Consider the following 17,589-nt stretch of genomic DNA (forward strand, 5'->3'; position numbering starts at 1 on the left):
TGGTTTACGAGTTGATAAATTGGTTGAATGACTTATTCATTAATAACAAGCGTACTGTCTGTGATCTCATAACGGAAGGGCCTGGACCGGGCCAGGTAATACATGATCTCCTGCAGGGAGTTCTGGCGGAAGGAGCCGGTAAGGCGGTAATGCCGCGGCGCATCGGCTGCAAAGCGCACTTTTTTCCCGAAGGCCCTTTCCAGCTCCATGCCGATGGTTTCCAGGGTGGCATTGCGGAACACGAGTCGGCCCTCTGTCCATGCCTTATCATCTTCACTGGTGGTATTCTCTTTCACAATATTACCGGTGCTGTGACTGAAGGTCACTTTTACATCGGGCGTAATGAGGATGGTGTCCGGTTTTTTGCCGCTGCCGGCTTCATATTTTGGAATGAAGGCCACCTTGCCGGTGGTAACGGAGGTTTGCACCGGCTCGTTCTCATACGCGCGGATGTTGAAAGAGGTGCCCAGCACTTTGATGGTGCCCTTACGCAGGTGGATAATAAAAGGACGGGTGGGATTGTTGGCCACTTCAAAAAAGGCTTCGCCTTCGAGGTACACTTCGCGGGAACCGCCGGTGAATACCTCGGGATAGGTGAGACGGCTGTCTGCATTCAGCCAGATCTTACTGCCGTCCGTCAGCTCAAGGATGGCTTTGGTGGCTTTACCGTTCTGCCGGTTTTGCCAGTGGGCGGTGTCTGTGGCTGCCCGGGCGATCCTGCCGGCAGGTTGCGGACGGCGCAGTAGAAAGAACAGGCCCAGCAGCACCAGTACGGTGGCGGCCATTCCGCCTGCCAGCATCCAGCCGCGGTGCCGGAATGTACGTTCTTTTAGACGGGGCGTGGGCGTGTGGCCGGGCTGCTGCCTGATGCGGGACAGCGTGCGCTGCAGGGCCAGCTCGGCATTGTCGGGCATACGGTTGCCATGCTCCTCGAAATACTGGCGGAGGACGGCGTAACGCTCCCTGAGATGTTCGTGTGCCTGCAGCAGGGTGTCCAGCTCCTGCAGCTCCTGCGCGGAAGCTTCGCCCGCCAGCTTTTTGGCAACGAGGGTAATAAACAGGTTTTCGTTCATTATAGTTCGCAGTTAATTTCTACAGGAAGGACAGGGAAACGGGGGGAATTACTTACAAGGGAGGGAATGATTTTAGAAACTGTTTTTTCTTTTTTTTCATTTTGCCTGCAAGGCCCGGGGTTGCCGGAGCATGGGGAAGAATGGCGGAGCTGATCCAATTTGAATTGTTGCTAATAACTCGAATCCATAACGTTTATACAGTGGGATGTTACGCGTATTCCCCGTTTCCAGGTAGGCCAGCTTGTTCTCCTGGTCGCACCGGGTAAGCGCGTGCTGCATGAGCGCCGATCCATAGCCTTTGCCCTGGTGACCTGGATCAACGCCAATCATCGGCAGATACCAGTGTGGCTCTGTCGGATGATAGTTACCCATCTGCTCCAGCACCGCAAAGACATTCTCCTGGTGCTGTTCAGGGACCGTTTGTTTGAGCAGCGTTTCCATTTCTTTGTCGCGTGGATGCACGTTGGGCGGAAGCCACAGCGCCACCCCTGAAAAAGCGTCAGCGTAATAAGCCGTACCCTGTTCAAAAGCATTGCCCGCAAACAGCCTAACCACTTCGGGGAAATAGCTGAGGTACTGATGCGGATCGGGATAGATCCACCGCGAAATAGGGTCTATGGCGAATGCCAGCGAAATGACGGCAATCGCCTGTTCTTGATTAGCTTCGTTTGCGGATTTGATCAATGTTGATGTCATGCTCTTATTCCAAATTTAAATCTATTTCCCAAATGCTGCAAACCGTCTCCAGGGCCGAGACCGGAACAGTATCCCCCCCCTCCCCGAGTGGGGGGAGGGGGTACCAACCCAAACCAGTTTGGGTAAAACATAAACCGGTTTACCTTTTACCCAAACCGGGGGGCTCCCAACATAAACTGACCCGGTCAGTTACCCAAACCAGTTTACCCCGGATATAAACCGAGGGGGTTAAAACTCAAACCAGTTTGGGTAAAACATAAACCGGGGGGCTTCCAATATGCGCCGGTTTAGCTCTAACCCAAACCGGGTTGCCTTTTGCCCAAACTGGTTTGGGTTTCATGTCCGCCGGTTCGAACCAAATCTAAACCGGTTCAGGTTTTTGCCGCGCGGGTTAACTATCAATGCCCAATTATTAACTAATTTCAGTATCTTAGTTTTGTTTATAACCCCTTGATATGGACCGTAAAAGAATCCCCTGGCTCTACATTACCCTGCTGGGTTTCATGCTCCTGCTTTTATTTATATTGATATTTGCGAGGCAGCCTGCTATATCCAAGCTATCGCCTTCCGCTTACTTTTTTTTACTGGTGATCTGCGACCTGGCGGCTACCGCTTTCCTGACAGGCGCCATGAAGAGTGCTGCCAGCTATATAGGAAAAGTGATGCATGGCACCCTCAAACTGGCCGGGCCTCCGGTAGTGTTCTTTCTCATCCTGCTGATAGGCTACAGGTACCGGCCTGTTAAAGAAGGACATCCTTTTGACCTTACTATTTTCGTAAGCCATGCAACCGCCGATCCTGCCAGGATCGCAGGGGTTCTGCGTGTGCATGTGAAGAACGATATCAAGAGCGCAGTGCTGGACAAGGACGGCCGCGCTATTTTTACCAATATCAACCCGGAATACCTGGGCCGGCCCATTGCTGTAACGGCGGAGATAGAAGGGTACCGGATATCCCGCAGCAATGATACCACGGTTACCATACCGGATGAAAGCCTGCCTGTAGTGCGGCTTAAGCTATATCCCATGGCCGATTCCGTGCTGTATACCGGTTTCATTTTAAGGCATAACAGGGAACCGGTGGCGGATGCGGTTGTCAATTTTATAGAGCATGTGAGGAATGCCCGCACGGACGAAAACGGCATGTTTAAAGTGTATTTGCCTGCCAAACCCGGCGACCGGACAGATATCATGGTTTTTGAAGCGGGCATTTTACAGTACTCCGACAGGATCTACCTGGGAAAAAATATCAAAATCTCCCTGGATGACTAGGTGCATTACCATACTGCTGCTGTTGTCACTGCCTGGTGCTGCCCTTTCACAAGCAAGAGAATATTCCTTTAAAGTAGAGGAACTGCTGGATGGCGGCCGCACCAAAGCGGCGGCCAATATCACCTTACTTTTTAACGGGAGCAGGCAAACCGCCAACGGGCAGGGAATGATATTTGTGACGGTGGATAACCAGGACCATCCTCCTTTTACCATCAGCCCGGTAGATGGGCGGGAATATACCATCGTAGGGAATGAGGTGATCTACCTGCCGCCCGACCCCGCCGCCACCACTACCGTTACCATCGTCCGCCCTGGTCTGAAAGAAAAAGCCGCTTTACAGGAACTTTACCTGCTATATCGGAAGCTGGAGATTGACAGAAAACAGGTGGACAGTATCCGGGACGTCAACCAGTCGCTGTACGAGAAAAAACTGTTGCTGCAGGATTCCATACTGAAAGCGGTGACCAGGCACTACAAGATATCGGAAGCTGATCTGCGCACGGCCACTGAACTGCTGGAGGGCCGGGATAAATATTTTACCCTGGTTTCCCAGAGCATAGAAGGTTACCTGAATGAAGCAAAGGACATCAAGGATGCTTTTCATCACCTGGTAACGTTTTCGTTTAAGAACCCCAAATCCTTTAAGCTACTGGATTCCACGATGCAAGTGTATAATAAATATTACAATGAGCTGAATAACAATAATGCGGAATATGAACGGGCCATCGGTAATTACTGGAAAAGCCGTGAGCTGTCTATGGGATTTCATAACCTGGTTGATTTTGCGATCAATAATGTACACCGGGCCAGTATTTTGCCCCTCAATACCACTGTGATCCATAAATTGAACGAATACCTGAATGAAAGCTCCGGGCGGCGGAAAAAAACCTTGAGAAAAGAGCTCACTGCCACGCTGGAGCCGATCATCCCCATGCTCGATAATAACCTGGATATCCTGGATGTAAAGGTAAAGGCTTATATCGGCAGACTGCAATTGCTTAAAAAAGATATGTACGCTGAATAATCCAAAACTGTAACTTATGAAACGTAACCTTAACCCCTGCTTTTTATTGATGGCCTTTGTCATGATCATCGCTGTAGGCTGCAGTAAAGATGATGACGATCCGGGAGGATCAATCGAAAACCTGCTTTCTTTTTTCTCCAATTCCTATGAGGAACTGGTAAATGGAGTGCCCAACAACATAAGATTCCTGCTCAATGCAACGGATATTGACAGTACGAAAGGCTCCGGGAAAATAAGCGCCAGGGAAGTGGACACCGATTATGAACTGGCAGGCGGATTTAATCGGCTGGAAGTTGAGCTCAGCTATTTGACGGATGAACAGAGAGGAGAGGATAACGGTCCCCGTGCCGGCCGTACCTACAAAGGTAAGCTGGATACACTTGCCCAACCCAATGCGCTGATAAGGATGGTGAATACCGGCAATGCAGGAGATTCTCTTGTGCTCAGGAAAGAAGGCTGAACAGGACGCCCGGGCATCCTCAACGCTTCATCATCAATTCCTGCAGGTAAGGGCCGATGGCCTCATTCAGGCGGCGCATGGCGCGGAACAATTGTGTTTCCACGGTACGGGGAGATATATTGAGTATGGCGGCTACTTCCTTGTACTTGAAGCCTTCCTCTTTAATGAGCTTGAACACTTTGCGGCACTGGTCCGGCAGGCGGTCCACCTCCTGGTCCATTTTAAAGAGCACCTCTTTCCATTCCATGGTCCTTTCGGGATCAATGGGGTTGGTAAGCTGGGCAATGCCGTTATCGGTAAGGGGGGTAATGCGCAGGGCGGAATACTGCTCCAGGTAGTTCAGGGAACGGTTCCTGACAGCGATGAACAGGTATACCTCCAGGTTGTTGACGGCTTCCAGGGCTTCCCGCCGGTTCCATATCTTCACAAATACGTCGGATACGATCTCTTCCGCGGCTTCCCTGGACTGTACATATTGCAGGCTGAAACGGAGCAGCCGGTCATAAAAATGACGGAACAACTCCGAAAAGGCCTGTTCACTCCCATAACGTGCAATCTGCTGCTGCCACTCCTTGATATTAGCACTGTTCATACGCCGGCATTGGTGTATTTTCCTTATAGACAGGAAAAATAGGAAAACTACTTACAAGCCGGAGAAAAAAATGCGCAGCCACCCGTCAACCCGCCCGTTTCAGCTCTTCGGAACTGCCGGTCTGGCGTTCGCGGGCGCCTTTGATGTTGGTGTTGCCGAAGCGGTAGCTGATTGAAAGGGTGTAAGTGGTGGTATTCCAGGTGTTGCGGATCCGGGTGTCCACGTTATCATATTTGGCGTAGCCGATGAACTGGCTGCCGCGGCGGATGATGTTGCTCACATTGAACTTCACCGTGGCCTTCTTGTCCAGCAGGGCCTTTTGCAGGCCCAGGTTAATGTCATACTGCGCCTGGCCGGAAAAAATGCCTTCTATGAAGGGGGAGTAATAGTAGCCGCCCAGCTCCGCCTTCATATCGTGCGGCAGGGTAAAGGTGTTGGTGGTGTTGAAGTAGTACTCCACCTTGCTGTTTTCCACATTGGAGGCGCCGGTGTTCAGCGAGTAGCGGTTGTAATACATGTTCAGGGAATTGCTGGAGCTCCACCATTTGGTAACCTCAAAGGGCAGGGTAAGGCTGAGGCTGTAGTTCTGCCGGTTATTGTAATTCAGGTTGGTGCTGGTGGTGATCTTGGTGCTGTCGTCCTGGTACAGGTATTCGTTGATCACGTCGCGGGTATAGCTGTAGCCCGTGGTGAGGATGTATTTCTGCTTAAAGGTGTAGGACAGCTCCGTGTTGTCCGTATACTCCGGCCGCAGGTAGGGATTGCCGCGGAAATAGGTGTATTTGTCCAAAAAGAACAGGAAGGGGTTAAGGCCGTTGTAGCCCGGGCGCTCAATACGCCGGGAGTAGGACAGGCCCAGCTTGTGATCCTCGCTGAGCTTGTAGTCGGCGGAGAGGCTGGGGAAGAGGTTCAGGTAGGAGCGCTCGATCCGGCTCTGGAGGCTGAGGGAATTAGCGTCGGAAATGGTCTTTTCCAGGCGCAGACCGGCCTGCAGGTCTATTTTCTTCCATTCCAGCTTGTAGGTGCCGTAAGCGGCCAGGATGTTCTCCTGGTAGATAAAGCGGTCGCTCTGGGAAAGGGCCGGCACGTATTCCTTGTTGATCAGCGAATCATATGCCAGGCGGTTGTCCGTTTCCACGAAGGCGGCCTTTACGCCGGCTTCCACCTTGGAGTGCTTGCCCAGGGGCAGCACCAGGTCGGCCTTGATGCTTTTGATGGTCACGTTCGTCTGCCCGTGGTTGCGGATGGCGTTGGCATTGCGGGTGGCGCCCAGCTTGGTGTCAAAGAGGCTGTCGGACAGGTTCAGGCGGCGGTTGTTGTGGAAGCGGGCATAATCCGCATCCACGCTGATCTCCGTGCCGATGGTGTCCAGTTGCCCTTTATAGTTCAGGTTTACCGCCACATTGCGGAAACGGTTATTGTTGGTGGTCAGGGTATTGAGAATGGAGTCTATCCTGCCGGCGGGGTTGCCGATAGAGGTGCCGCTGTAGATGCTGTTGCGGAAGGCGTTGGCATAGCCGTTCACCAGCACGCCCACGGTATGCTGCTTGCTGATGAAGTAGTCCATACCGGCCTTGAAAGTATTGTTGGTAAAGCGGTTGCGCTGGAAGATCTGCTGGTGGAACAGCATGGGGTCTTCAATGGCAATGTGGCGCCAGAGCTGGCGGCGGGTAAAGAAGCGGCGGTCGCCATAGTTGTAGTTGCCGAACAGGTTGAACTTGGAGGTGCGCCAGTTGAAATTGCCGCCGGCATTGTAGATGGGATAGCGGCCCAGGCCCATGCTGGCGTTCACGGTGCCATTAATGCCGGTGAGCTGTCCCTTCCTGGTCTTGATGTTGATGATGCCGCTGTTGCCCGCCGCATCGTACTTGGCGCCGGGGGTGGTAATGATCTCTATCTGTGATACGGTTTCCGAAGGGGTGCTTTTCAGCAGGTTGCTGAGTTGCTCGCCGGACAGGTAGGTCAGCTTGCCATCTATCATCACCGTCACGCCCTGGTTGCCTTTTACCAAAATGTTATCGTCTTTGTCTATGGTTACACCGGGGGCCTTGCGCAGCAGGTCCAGTACGTTGCTGCCGGCAGCGGCAATGCTGCTTTCCACGTTGAGGGTGGTTTTGCCTGCGCCGCGCTCTATGAACGGCTTTTGCGCGGTAACATTGATGGCCTGCAGGTTTTTGGCCTGCGGCAGTAGCTGCAGGGTATTCAGCGCGATGGTCTTATGTGCCGCATCAATAGTAAAGGGAGCGCTGTAGGCCGGCGCATAGCCCAACAGGGTGGCTTGTACGAAGTAGCGGCCGCCGGGGATATTGTCAAAGGTAGCATTGCCCTGTTCATCGCTTAGCTCCCCCTTTACCAGGGAGGAGTCTTTTACCTGGCGCACCAGCACGTTGGCAAATGCCTGTGGTTTGTGCTCCTTGTCCGTGATCCTGATGGTGATCTTGCCCTGCGGTTTTGATTGTGCATGCAATAGCTGGCAGAGAAAGAGCAAAAAAAGCCCGCTTAGAATACTTCTGATCATATTCACCAATAAAATAAATAATAGAATGACGATGTTTGAATGCCTACAGCCCGATCTGCCGGAACCCGATGGCGCTTGCGCACCTTTTTTTCATGATCTCTCCGGGAATGCTGAAAGTGACCAGGTATAACGGCACCATTTCAGGGCGCAACTCTTCCGTTTCAGGGGGTGGTGACAGTAAAGAATGGTCTCTCCCGATACTGAATGCCAGTACCAGCAAGCATAATAACAGCAGGAGAATTACCTTTCGCATTTCGAATTCTTTGTTATAAAGACGAGCAAGATAAAAAAAGGTTGCACGGAGGGGAGGTAAAAGTGATATAAACCTGTCTTGATCTGGCAGGGGGTTAATAACCAGTTGTTTAAGTAATGGAATGGCTGGTTGCTTGTGACCAACACCAGGACCTTACCAGGACCCGGACGCAGGTTTACCCCGGTTTACAGGGGGAAATGCCGGGAAAACGCCGGGAGAAGACCGGCTTCCCGGCAGGGGCGGAAAAAATTTCCGGGCGGCTGTCCAATTGTTCCCTGTTCAGTCATTATTGAAGTGTAACATAAAACCTTCAATCATATGGAACAAAGACTGAATCCTTATGCAAAGGGCCTGAGCGCCATGAGAGCCGTATACGGGCTTGGATTGTACACAGAAAAATCTCGCATTGAACCGTCCCTGTCCGCCCTGGTGTTCTTCCGGGTGTCGCAGATCAATGGCTGCGCCTATTGCCTGGATGCGGATGCCGCCAGCCTGCTGGCCAAAGGGGAGACCCCGCAGCGGCTGTTTGTGCTGAACGCCTGGCGGGAAGCCACGCTCTATACGGAGCGGGAGCGTGCGGCGCTGGCCTGGGCGGAAGCCGTTACCCTGGTAACGGAGGGGCATGTACCGGATGAAGTATACGCGGAGGCGCGGGAACAGTTTTCGGAAGAGGAGCTGATAGACCTGACCATGGCGGTGCTCACCATTAACTGCTACAACCGGGTGAACATTGCTTTCCGGATGACATCAGGCGCGCATGCGCCGGCGGTGCTGGAGGGGAAATAGAGGGATAACTTAAAACCGGTTTACACATAAGCCGGTTTTTTTCAAAAATTATTTGATACCTGTAACGTTATACGTTATATTTGTATCATGATCGTCAGTATTCAGCATAAAGGGCTCAAGCGACTCTGGACAAAAAACGATGCTTCAAAGTTGCCTCCCGATCAGGTTGAAAAAATCAGAGATATACTGACTTTGCTCGACGGTGCTGAAAAAGTGAGTGATATGAACTTTCCAGGCTCCAGCCTGCATCCTCTAAAAGGCGATTTGGTGAATTACTGGTCTGTGACCATTAAAGCCAATTGGCGTATTATATTTCAGTTTGAAGATGGAAAGGCTTACCTGGTAGACTATCTGGATTACCATTAAAAGAATGTGCTATGCTAAAAAGAGGAATGCCGCCCAGTCACCCGGGCCGAATTTTAAAAAAGATGTACATGGAACCGCTGCATCTCACCAATGGAGTAGCAGCGGACAACCTTGGTATTACCCGTAAAACCTTGTCCATGCTTTTGAATGAGCATCAGGGGATTAGTGCGGAGATGGCTTTGCGCTTGTCAAAGGCTTTTGATACAACACCGGAACTATGGATGAATATGCAGCGCAATTATGATCTGTGGAACGCAGGGCAGAAAGTGACCCTTTCTAAGATCAAACATTTTCGTAAAGTCAAACCGCTGCCGCCTGAAACAGTTACCCGCGAAGGGAAGCGTTTCAGGTCATCTTCCGAACCGATATAATGTTAATATTCAATCCCTTACTTATTTCAATATCCTTTGCACCGTTACCGCCGATCTTTGCTCCAGCAGCACCGTTCTGCCATTGCATAGCTCTTCCAGCAGGCCGTCCTTTGCATAGCGGATGGTGAGCAGCTCCAGCCCTTCGTTGTAGGCCAGCTTGAAATCATGGTGCAGCGCTTTGATAAGCTGCTCTATCTTTTCCGGGTTGTTGTCAATACAGCAGGAGAAGCTGATGGCAGCGTTCTGCATCAGGTTGATCTTGATCTTCAGGCTGTGGAAGATGTCATAGATATCACTGATCTTGTCCTCCGTTATAAAAGCATAGTCGCGGGAGGTAACGGTAATGAGCACCTGGTTCTTCTTCAGCACGATAATGGGCGGGAGCTGTGCATGGTCTGCATCCTCCCTGATGAGGGTGCCGGGCAGGTCCTTATTGAGAAAACATTTTACATACAGCGGTATCTGCTTGTTCTGCAGGGGCTTGATGGTTTTGGGGTGAATGACCTGCGCGCCGTAGTACGCCATTTCAATCACTTCGCTGTAGCTGATCTCCGGGATGTTGACCGTATTGGGGAACAGCTTGGGATCGGCGTTCTTCAATCCTTCCACATCCTTCCAAATAGTTTGGCTTTCCGCGTCCAGCATGTTGGCAAATACGGCGGCGGAATAGTCGCTGCCCTCGCGGCCCAGGGTCACGCTTTCATTCTGGTCTGTGCTGCCGATAAAGCCCTGGGCGATCACCACGTTCACGTTATTGAACAGGGGCAGCACCTTTTCCGTTACCTGGCGCTGGGTAAAGGCCCAGTCAATATTGGCGTCGCGGAAATTATCGTCCGTACGGAAAACATCCCTTACATCCACCCAGGTATTGGGAATGCCGGCCTGGTTGAACCAGGCGCTGATAATAGCGGTGCTCAGCAGCTCGCCGAGGCTTACCAGTTGGTCATAGTAATAGTCGTAGCTGCGCATGGGCTTTTCTCCCAGGGTCCATTCCGCTTCGGTAAAGAACTGTTGCAGTTGCCGGAACAGGGGATGCTCCCGGGTGCCCAGCAGGGCGGCGGCCACTTCCAGGTGCTGCTGCTCTATGTTGTACAGCAGTTGGGCGGCTATTTCCCGCTTGCGCAGGAAAAAGTTCTGGGCCACCTTTTCCAGCTCGTTGGTGGTTTTGCCCATGGCGGATATAACGATCAGGAGCTTTTCATCGGGAAAAGACTGCACGATGGCGCCCACCTTGTGGATACGTTCAATACTTTCTAAACTTGCGCCGCCAAACTTGAAAACCTTCATGGGCTGAATATTCGTAGGTTATGAAAAATATTTGGCAAAATAAGGCAACTTTGAAATTGTTTAAAAATCTGTTTACAGGAAAATGACAGTTTGATTAAAATAGCCCTATTTCCTTTATATTCGTTCCAGCCAAATCATGATAACCATATGAACAGCAAGCAAAAGGTGATGACCTTAGATGAATTTACTATCCAGGAGCTCAGGAATTACCCCGGCGCCACCGGCCAGTTGTCCGGCCTGCTGCGGGACATAGGGCTGGCAGCCAAGCGTGTGAATGTGGAAGTAAACAAGGCCGGTATTGCCGATATACTGGGCGAGGCCGGCAAAACCAATGTACAGGGCGAATCCGTAAAGAAGCTGGACGAATTTGCCAATGAACAGTTTATCAGCTCCCTGCAAACCAGCATCTACTGCTGCGGGGTGGCCTCGGAAGAGAACGAAAATTTCATCGCCTTTCATGACGAGTATTCCAAACAGTCCAAATACGTAGTGCTGCTGGACCCCCTGGACGGCTCCAGCAATATCGATGTGAACGTATCCATCGGCACTATCTTTTCCGTATACCGGCGTCTGAGCCCCAACGGCAGCCCCTGCCAACTGGAGGATTTCCTGCAGCCGGGCACCCAGCAGATCGCCGCCGGGTATATTATCTACGGGTCGTCTACCATGCTGGTATACGCCACCCGCCGCAGTGTGCAGGGCTTTACCCTGGACCCCTCCATCGGGGAGTTTTGCCTGTCGCATCCCAACCTGAAATGCCCGCCGGAAAGCGACATCTTTTCCGTGAACATCGGGTACTACCACATGTACGAGCAGCCGGTGCGCAACGCTATCGACCACTTCCTGGCGCGCAATGAGCGCGACAAGATATACCGGCACCGTTTTGTAGGCTGCCTGGTAGCGGAAATACACCGCACGCTGATACAGGGCGGTATTTTTATGTACCCGGCCTTCGGGAAGTTCTCCTCCGGGCGCTTACGCCTGTGCTACGAATGCAATCCCATGTCCTTTATCATGGAAAAGGCCGGCGGCGTGGCTATGGCCAACGGGCGGCAACGCCTGCTGGAGCTGAAGCCGGTACAACTGCACCAGCGCGTGCCTATCTTCATCGGCTCCAAAAATATGATGGATGTGTGGCAGCAGATCGTGACCAATCACCGGGAATAGGGCAAACATTAAAATCAGGTACAATACTTGCTAAACTTCTGTCGTTTTAATTCGTCTAAACGATAAAGTTTTTTTTCACTATTAACAAGTATATGGTTATCAGTAAGCCAAGCAAGATTGTACTTTTATTGCTCTCCTTTTTCCTGAGCGTGCAGGCCTGGGCCTGCCACCATGCTGCGGTACCGGGCGACAGCGCCGATATTGGCGGCAGCATGGAAGAACAGATACTGTATTACACGAACAAATTCCGGAAATCCAAAGGGCTGCCGCCGCTGCAGCTCCATGAAACCATCAGCCGCGAAGCGCGGGACCACAGCCGCGACATGGCCAACGGCCGTACCGGCTTTGGGCATGAAGGCTTTGAGGAAAGGGTGGACCATGTGAGCAAAAAGCTGGGCAGGGTAGCCTCCGCGGCGGAAAATGTTGCCTATGGCAACCTGGACGCGGAAAGCGTGGTGAACGGCTGGATCAAGAGCCCCGGCCACCGCCGCAACATGCTGGGCAACTATAACCTGATAGGCATCGGGGCCGCCAGGGGGAAGGGAAAGATCATTTTCTTCACTCAAGTGTTCATTAAAAAGTAAAATTCCAAATCCCAAAATATGTGGATAGCTGCCAGCTTACATGCAGCCTGCTGATAGTGCAGGACTTTGCGTTACTGGCTTGGGATTTGGGATTTGGGATTTGGAATTTCTCAATTTGGGATTTGGATTTTGGAATTTTTTTACTTTTACCTAATGGAAAGGCACACGATCATTACCGTAAAGGACCTGGTGAAGCAGTATGGCGATTTTACCGCCGTGAAAGGCATTAGCTTCGAAGTGTATGAAAACGAGATATTCGGACTGCTGGGCCCCAACGGCGCCGGGAAATCCACTACACTGGAGATCATAGAGACGCTGCGGGAAAAGACCTCCGGGCATGTAACCGTAGACGGCTTTGACCTGGACAAGGCCCCGGACAATATTAAAAAGATCATCGGCGTGCAGTTACAAAGCGCCGGGTATTATCCCAACCTGAACCTGACGGAGCTGATCGCCCTGTTCAGCGGCCTCTATAACCGGCCTGTGGATGCAAAAGACCTGCTGGCCCGGTTTAACCTGGAAGATAAGGCCCGTGCCAAATTCAAGGAGCTGTCCGGCGGACAGAAACAACGCTTCTCCATCGCTACCACCCTGATCAACCGCCCCAAGATCATATTCCTGGACGAGCCTACTACCGGGCTGGACCCCCAGGCGCGCCGCAACCTGTGGGAGCTGATACAGCAGGTAAGGGCCCAGGGCACCACCGTTGTGATCACCACCCACTATATGGACGAGGCGGAATTTCTCTGCGACCGCTGCGCGATCGTGGATAAGGGCGAGATCATTGCGCTGGACTCCCCGGATGTTTTGATAGATAAGCTGGTGGCCGGTGGCTTTGAGCGGAAGAAGGAAGTGAAGAAGGCCAACCTGGAAGATGTGTTCCTGCACCTGACCGGGCGGGAGCTGCGGGATCAATGAATAATTAAATGAAATGTAATGGAAGAGCTGCAATATCCCATCGGCAGGTTCAGGGCGCCGGAACAGGTAACGCCCGCACAACTGAAAGGATATATCAATGACATACGCCACTTGCCTGCACTGGTAGAGATCGCCGTACAGCACCTGGATACCTGGCAGTTGGACACCCCGTACCGGCCGGGCGGATGGACGGTGGCGCAGGTAGTGCATCACCTGGCAGACAGCCATATGAATGCCATCACCCGTTTCAAGCTGGCCCTTACCGAGGCGCAGCCGGTCATCAAACCTTACGACGAAGCCGCCTGGGCCGGGCTGCCCGATGTGACCCTTACTCCCGTCAACGTTTCCATCACGCTGTTGCATGCCCTGCATACCCGCTGGGTGCACCTGCTGGAAAACCTCAGCCCTTCGGACTGGCAAAAGACCTTTGTGCACCCGGAACACAATGCCATCTTTGACCTGCAGACCACAGCCGCCAATTATGCCTGGCACGGCCGGCACCACCTGGCGCACATTGAAAATACGAAGTATGAAGTAGGAGGTAGGAAGTAGGAGATTGCTTAAAGTAGTAGGGCGCTATAACTTTAGGACAAAATTTACGAACTTCAAATCTCAAACGGAATCATCATACTTCATTCTTCATACATCATACTTCATACATGCTGGACTGGAAACTATTGCATTCGGAATACCTGTACAAAGACGACTGGCTGACCGCCCGGAAAGACCGCTGCCTCACACCTGCCGGTAAGATCGTGGACCCGTACTATGTGCTGGAATATCCCAACTGGGTAAATGGCGTGGCTATTGCGGAAGACGGGAAAGTGATCATGGTAAGGCAGTACCGCCACGGCTACGGGCAAACGATCCTGGAAATACCCGGCGGCGCCATGGACCCTACGGATGCTTCGCCGGAAACAGCCATGCGCCGCGAGCTGCTGGAGGAAACCGGCTATGCCTTTGAGCAGCTTACCCCGCTGGGCGACATCTGCCCGAACCCGGCATCCAGCAATAACCTCACTTATATGTTCCTCGCTACCGGCGGTAAAAAAGTGCAGGAGCAACAGTTGGACCAGAACGAAGAAATAGAGATCGTGCACATTACCCTGGAGGAGCTGGTACAGTTGATGCAAACCAACCAGATACGGCAAAGCCTGCACGTAACCTGCATTTATTATGCACTGGAGAAAATAAGAAGTAAGAAGTAAATCATATTACTTCCCCTACCACGAAAAAGCTGCCGCATACCAGTATCAGGTCATCTTTATGGGCATGCTGCCGCGCGGCGTGCAGTGCTTCCTGTACGGAGGGGTATGCATGTCCCTGCAGCCCGTAACGGGCGGCCAGGGCGGCCAGCGTATGCTCGTCCAGCGCGCGGGGTATCTGCGCCCGGCAAAAGTAGTAGGTAGCGGTAACAGGCAGCAGTGCCAGCACCGCTTCCACCGCCTTATCCTTTACAAAGCCGGTAACGATATGCAATTGCTGGTACACGGTATGGCGCAACTGCTGGATGATCTCCGTAATGCCAGCCTCGTTATGTCCCACATCCAGCACGGTGAGCGGATGCGTGTCTATCACTTCCCAGCGGCCCCGCAGGCCGGTAAGCTTCTTTACATGCGACAGCCCTTCGCGCACCGCCGGCTCCGGTATGTTCCAGCGCAACTGCTGCAATGCCTTGATTGTGCTCAGCACCGTCATAGCGTTCTTTTCCTGGTATTGTCCGCCCAGGTCCAGGTGAATATGTTTCAGCTCGTCCTGCCCGTGGTACACCAGCCCTAGCTGCAGGCCGGCGCCGGGTTGGGTGGGAGAGCGGCTGCTTTCCTGCAGCAGCCATTCCTGGTCCGCAAAATGGATGGGGGCTTCCATGGCCCTGGCTTTTTCCAGGAATACATGCCTTACTTCCGGCTGTGTTTCACCGATCACTACCGGTACGCCCTGCTTGATGATGCCTGCTTTCTCCGCGGCGATCACCGGCAGGGTATCGCCCAGTATGTGCATGTGGTCGTAGCTGATATTGGTGATCACGGATACTTCCGGCGCGATCACGTTGGTGCTGTCCAGCCGCCCGCCCAGGCCGGTTTCTATAATGGCGATGTCTACCTGCTCCAGGGCAAAATAATGAAAGGCCATGGCCACGGTCAGCTCAAAGAAGGAAGGCGCAAGGGTGGTGATGGCGCCCTGCATCTGCTCCACGAATTCCACCACAAAGCTTTCCGGCACCAGTTGCCCGTTCACTTTAATGCGCTCGCGAAAATCCTTCAGGTGGGGGGAGGTGTACAGGCCTGTTTTATACCCGGCCTGCTGCAGCACGGCGGCCAGCATGTGGCTCACAGAGCCTTTGCCGTTAGTGCCGGCCACATGCACCGACTTAAACTTATGCTGCGGATCGTCCAGGAGCTTGCATAGCTCCAGGGTATTGTGCAGGTCATGCTTCAACGCTGCAGCGCCTACCCGGGTAAACATGGGCAGGTGCTGATACAGGTAATCAACGGTTTGCTGGTAATTCATAAAAAATTCCAAATTCCAAAACTTAAAGCAAAGGTCAAATTCCAAAACCCAAATTCCAAATTCCAAACCAGTAACGCAAGGTTCCTGTACTATCAGCAGGCCGCGTGTTAGCGGACAGTTATCCGCATATTTTGGAATTTGGAATTTGGAATTTGCAATTTGGGTTTTGGAATTTCTCAATTTGGAATTTTTTAGTAAGGTGGACAATCCACCTGGTGCAACTGCTTGCGGTACCGGCCGCCGGATCGCCCGCCTTTTTTGAAGCGGATGGGTACTACCCGCAGCGCGATGAACGCATCGGCATGGTTCACGCGGGAGCGGAACAGGTTGGAGAGAATGCTGGCGGAACCAATGATCAGCGGGCCGGCACGGAAGCCCACGCCGGCGTCTACCTGGCCAAAGCGGTTGAGCACAAAGGGCATATAGGCGCCGAAGTGCCGGCTGTCAAAACGCGGCGTTACCTGCAACTGGGTAATCGCATAGTTCTTGCTTACATCGCTCCGGCCCGTGAAGAGGCCCACCACGGCATTGGCGCTGACAAAGAAGCGGCCGTCTATATTGTAATCGCCTGTCAGGTGCAGGGCGGTAGGAGATGCCATATAAAATGCGTCGTAGGTGGGGATAGGCGTAAAGTAGTTCTGTACGCGGCGGTAATAGCGCTGCCAGCCCTCGTTATTGCGGTACTTGAGCGAGTCCGGCGCGATGCCGGGCGTTTGCAGGTCGAGGTCCGCATTGATGGGCGCTTTCTTGTAGAAAACGCCGCCGATGTCAGTAACAGAAACGCCCACACGGAGCTTGTATTCTTCTGCTTCCGGGTTCCAGGCATCGGAATCGTAGCTGCCAAAGCCGTCGCCGCCGGGCCGCCATTCATAGATCACGCCCAGGTCCAGGCCTACGCCGGGGTTTTCGAACAGCTTGAAATTACGGATATCGGGATCTTCCCAGTTGTCCAGTTGCTCATTATAGGCCACTTTCATGGTGCCGCTGTAAATGGTGGCATCGGTACGGCTGTTCATCACAAAGGTGGCATTTTCCACCACGGCGTAGCCGGCGGCAATGCCGCTCAGGTACTTCAGCGTAGCGCCGGCTTTCCAGCGGTTCACGCCATCATCTTTTATAATGCGGGCGTAGCTGAGGCCGAATTCGTTCCAGCTATGGGCAAAAAAACTGGCATAGTCCACGGTGTAGTTGCGCCCGGTAAAGCGGGGGTTGGGATAGTCCAGCCCGAAGAAGTTGGCGATGCCGGTTTCCACGTTGCCGGCATTGGCCACGCCCCGGATGCGCCAGGTAAAGGCCACGGCCTGCCGTTCATCAATGGAGTAAAGCACGGAAGGCATCAGCACTTCCGCCATCCCCCAGCCATATTGGCGGCGGGAGGCGCTGGTGTCCAGGAAATAATCGCGGTTGCGGCGGAAAGTGTCCGGCGGGTTGAACAGGGCTGACTTTGGAAAGCTCACGTAGGTGTTGCCGCCTCTTACATCGGCGCCAATGATGTTAACATCCCATTTATAGCGGGAGCCTGCTGCTGCTGCCGGGTTGTTCAGTACGCCATAAATGCCCGCATAATTACTGGTGTGAAATCCGGCAAAAGACTGGGCGTTCGCACATTGCGCAAGCAACAGCAGCCCCAAAGCGGCAATGAAAAATGTTCGCATAGTATTGTTCCAGGCTATGACGCATCTTCACAGTTCACTCTCTTCCCCTGAGTTGTTTTT

Annotated in this window: 19 protein-coding genes; 11 read left to right on the forward strand and 8 right to left on the reverse strand. The window is 52.7% G+C overall.

All coding sequences use genetic code 11. The annotated features are described in order from the left end of the window. Positions 1–32 precede the first annotated feature (32 nt). Both LX66_RS16145 and LX66_RS16150 read right to left on the reverse strand, forming a co-directional pair. Positions 33–1,073, reverse strand: a complete 1,041-nt coding sequence (locus LX66_RS16145) for a FecR domain-containing protein (RefSeq protein WP_145715273.1) — start codon at positions 1,071–1,073, stop codon at positions 33–35. Between the two features lie 96 nt (positions 1,074–1,169). Next, entirely contained in the window at positions 1,170–1,769 is a 600-nt protein-coding gene (locus LX66_RS16150) for a GNAT family N-acetyltransferase (protein ID WP_145715275.1), read from the reverse strand. A 455-nt stretch (positions 1,770–2,224) separates the two neighbouring features. Here LX66_RS16150 and LX66_RS16155 point away from each other — a divergent pair, with 455 nt between their 5' ends. Genes LX66_RS16155 through LX66_RS16165 form a run of 3 tightly spaced genes read left to right on the forward strand, consistent with a single transcriptional unit; the run spans position 2,225 to position 4,524 of the window. Beyond that, positions 2,225–3,040, forward strand: coding sequence for a hypothetical protein (locus tag LX66_RS16155; protein ID WP_145715277.1), 816 nt, complete (start codon positions 2,225–2,227; stop codon positions 3,038–3,040). Then, on the forward strand, positions 3,033–4,064 hold the full coding sequence (locus LX66_RS16160; protein ID WP_145715279.1) for a hypothetical protein: 1,032 nt from the start codon (positions 3,033–3,035) through the stop codon (positions 4,062–4,064). Before LX66_RS16155 ends, LX66_RS16160 begins: the two co-directional genes overlap by 8 nt. Before the next feature lie 16 nt (positions 4,065–4,080). Further along, entirely contained in the window at positions 4,081–4,524 is a 444-nt protein-coding gene (locus LX66_RS16165) for a hypothetical protein (RefSeq protein WP_145715281.1), read from the forward strand. Positions 4,525–4,543: 19 nt separating this feature from the next. Here the strand turns inward: LX66_RS16165 and LX66_RS16170 are convergent, their stop codons facing one another. The 3 genes from LX66_RS16170 to LX66_RS16180 form a co-directional block, all read right to left on the reverse strand. Then, positions 4,544–5,116 carry an RNA polymerase sigma-70 factor gene (locus LX66_RS16170; protein WP_145715283.1) on the reverse strand — a complete coding sequence of 191 codons (573 nt, stop codon included), beginning with the start codon at positions 5,114–5,116 and terminating at the stop codon, positions 4,544–4,546. A gap of 85 nt (positions 5,117–5,201) precedes the next feature. Further along, on the reverse strand, positions 5,202–7,634 hold the full coding sequence (locus LX66_RS16175) for a TonB-dependent receptor (protein ID WP_145715285.1): 2,433 nt from the start codon (positions 7,632–7,634) through the stop codon (positions 5,202–5,204). A 43-nt stretch (positions 7,635–7,677) separates the two neighbouring features. Continuing rightward, the gene (locus LX66_RS16180; protein WP_145715287.1) at positions 7,678–7,887 is read right to left on the reverse strand and encodes a hypothetical protein; all 210 of its coding nucleotides are present in this window, start codon (positions 7,885–7,887) and stop codon (positions 7,678–7,680) included. 318 nt (positions 7,888–8,205) lie between these two features. On the opposite strand from LX66_RS16180, the gene LX66_RS16185 reads away from it, so the two are divergent. From LX66_RS16185 to LX66_RS16195, 3 genes are all read left to right on the forward strand, one after another. Next, a complete protein-coding gene (locus LX66_RS16185; protein ID WP_145715289.1) occupies positions 8,206–8,673 on the forward strand; it encodes a carboxymuconolactone decarboxylase family protein in 468 nt (155 codons plus the stop codon). A gap of 87 nt (positions 8,674–8,760) precedes the next feature. After that, a complete protein-coding gene (locus LX66_RS16190) occupies positions 8,761–9,039 on the forward strand; it encodes a type II toxin-antitoxin system RelE/ParE family toxin (RefSeq protein WP_145715290.1) in 279 nt (92 codons plus the stop codon). Between the two features lie 26 nt (positions 9,040–9,065). After that, on the forward strand, positions 9,066–9,410 hold the full coding sequence (locus LX66_RS16195; RefSeq protein WP_262713213.1) for a HigA family addiction module antitoxin: 345 nt from the start codon (positions 9,066–9,068) through the stop codon (positions 9,408–9,410). 21 nt (positions 9,411–9,431) lie between these two features. Here the strand turns inward: LX66_RS16195 and LX66_RS16200 are convergent, their stop codons facing one another. Then, positions 9,432–10,697 (reverse strand): aspartate kinase, encoded by a 1,266-nt coding sequence (locus LX66_RS16200; protein WP_145715294.1) that lies wholly within the window; start codon positions 10,695–10,697, stop codon positions 9,432–9,434. Between the two features lie 147 nt (positions 10,698–10,844). Between LX66_RS16200 and fbp the strand changes: the two genes are divergently transcribed. From fbp to LX66_RS16225, 5 genes are all read left to right on the forward strand, one after another. Continuing rightward, positions 10,845–11,864 carry a class 1 fructose-bisphosphatase gene (fbp, locus tag LX66_RS16205; protein WP_145715295.1) on the forward strand — a complete coding sequence of 340 codons (1,020 nt, stop codon included), beginning with the start codon at positions 10,845–10,847 and terminating at the stop codon, positions 11,862–11,864. A gap of 92 nt (positions 11,865–11,956) precedes the next feature. Further along, positions 11,957–12,448 carry a CAP domain-containing protein gene (locus LX66_RS16210; RefSeq protein WP_145715297.1) on the forward strand — a complete coding sequence of 164 codons (492 nt, stop codon included), beginning with the start codon at positions 11,957–11,959 and terminating at the stop codon, positions 12,446–12,448. 153 nt (positions 12,449–12,601) lie between these two features. After that, complete coding sequence (locus LX66_RS16215) at positions 12,602–13,366, forward strand: ABC transporter ATP-binding protein (RefSeq protein WP_145715299.1); 765 nt, start codon at positions 12,602–12,604, stop codon at positions 13,364–13,366. A gap of 18 nt (positions 13,367–13,384) precedes the next feature. After that, positions 13,385–13,918 carry a YfiT family bacillithiol transferase gene (locus tag LX66_RS16220; protein WP_145715301.1) on the forward strand — a complete coding sequence of 178 codons (534 nt, stop codon included), beginning with the start codon at positions 13,385–13,387 and terminating at the stop codon, positions 13,916–13,918. A 107-nt stretch (positions 13,919–14,025) separates the two neighbouring features. After that, positions 14,026–14,574 carry an NUDIX hydrolase gene (locus tag LX66_RS16225; RefSeq protein WP_145715303.1) on the forward strand — a complete coding sequence of 183 codons (549 nt, stop codon included), beginning with the start codon at positions 14,026–14,028 and terminating at the stop codon, positions 14,572–14,574. Between the two features lies 1 nt (position 14,575). Here LX66_RS16225 and LX66_RS16230 read toward each other — a convergent pair whose 3' ends face one another. Both LX66_RS16230 and LX66_RS16235 read right to left on the reverse strand, forming a co-directional pair. Next, positions 14,576–15,874 carry a bifunctional folylpolyglutamate synthase/dihydrofolate synthase gene (locus LX66_RS16230; protein ID WP_145715305.1) on the reverse strand — a complete coding sequence of 433 codons (1,299 nt, stop codon included), beginning with the start codon at positions 15,872–15,874 and terminating at the stop codon, positions 14,576–14,578. Positions 15,875–16,065: 191 nt separating this feature from the next. Continuing rightward, positions 16,066–17,529, reverse strand: a complete 1,464-nt coding sequence (locus LX66_RS16235) for a DUF5723 family protein (RefSeq protein ID WP_145715307.1) — start codon at positions 17,527–17,529, stop codon at positions 16,066–16,068. Between the last annotated feature and the right edge of the window lie 60 nt (positions 17,530–17,589).

The sequence above is a fragment of the Chitinophaga japonensis genome, from assembly GCF_007830125.1.
In the GTDB taxonomy this organism is placed as follows: domain Bacteria; phylum Bacteroidota; class Bacteroidia; order Chitinophagales; family Chitinophagaceae; genus Chitinophaga; species Chitinophaga japonensis.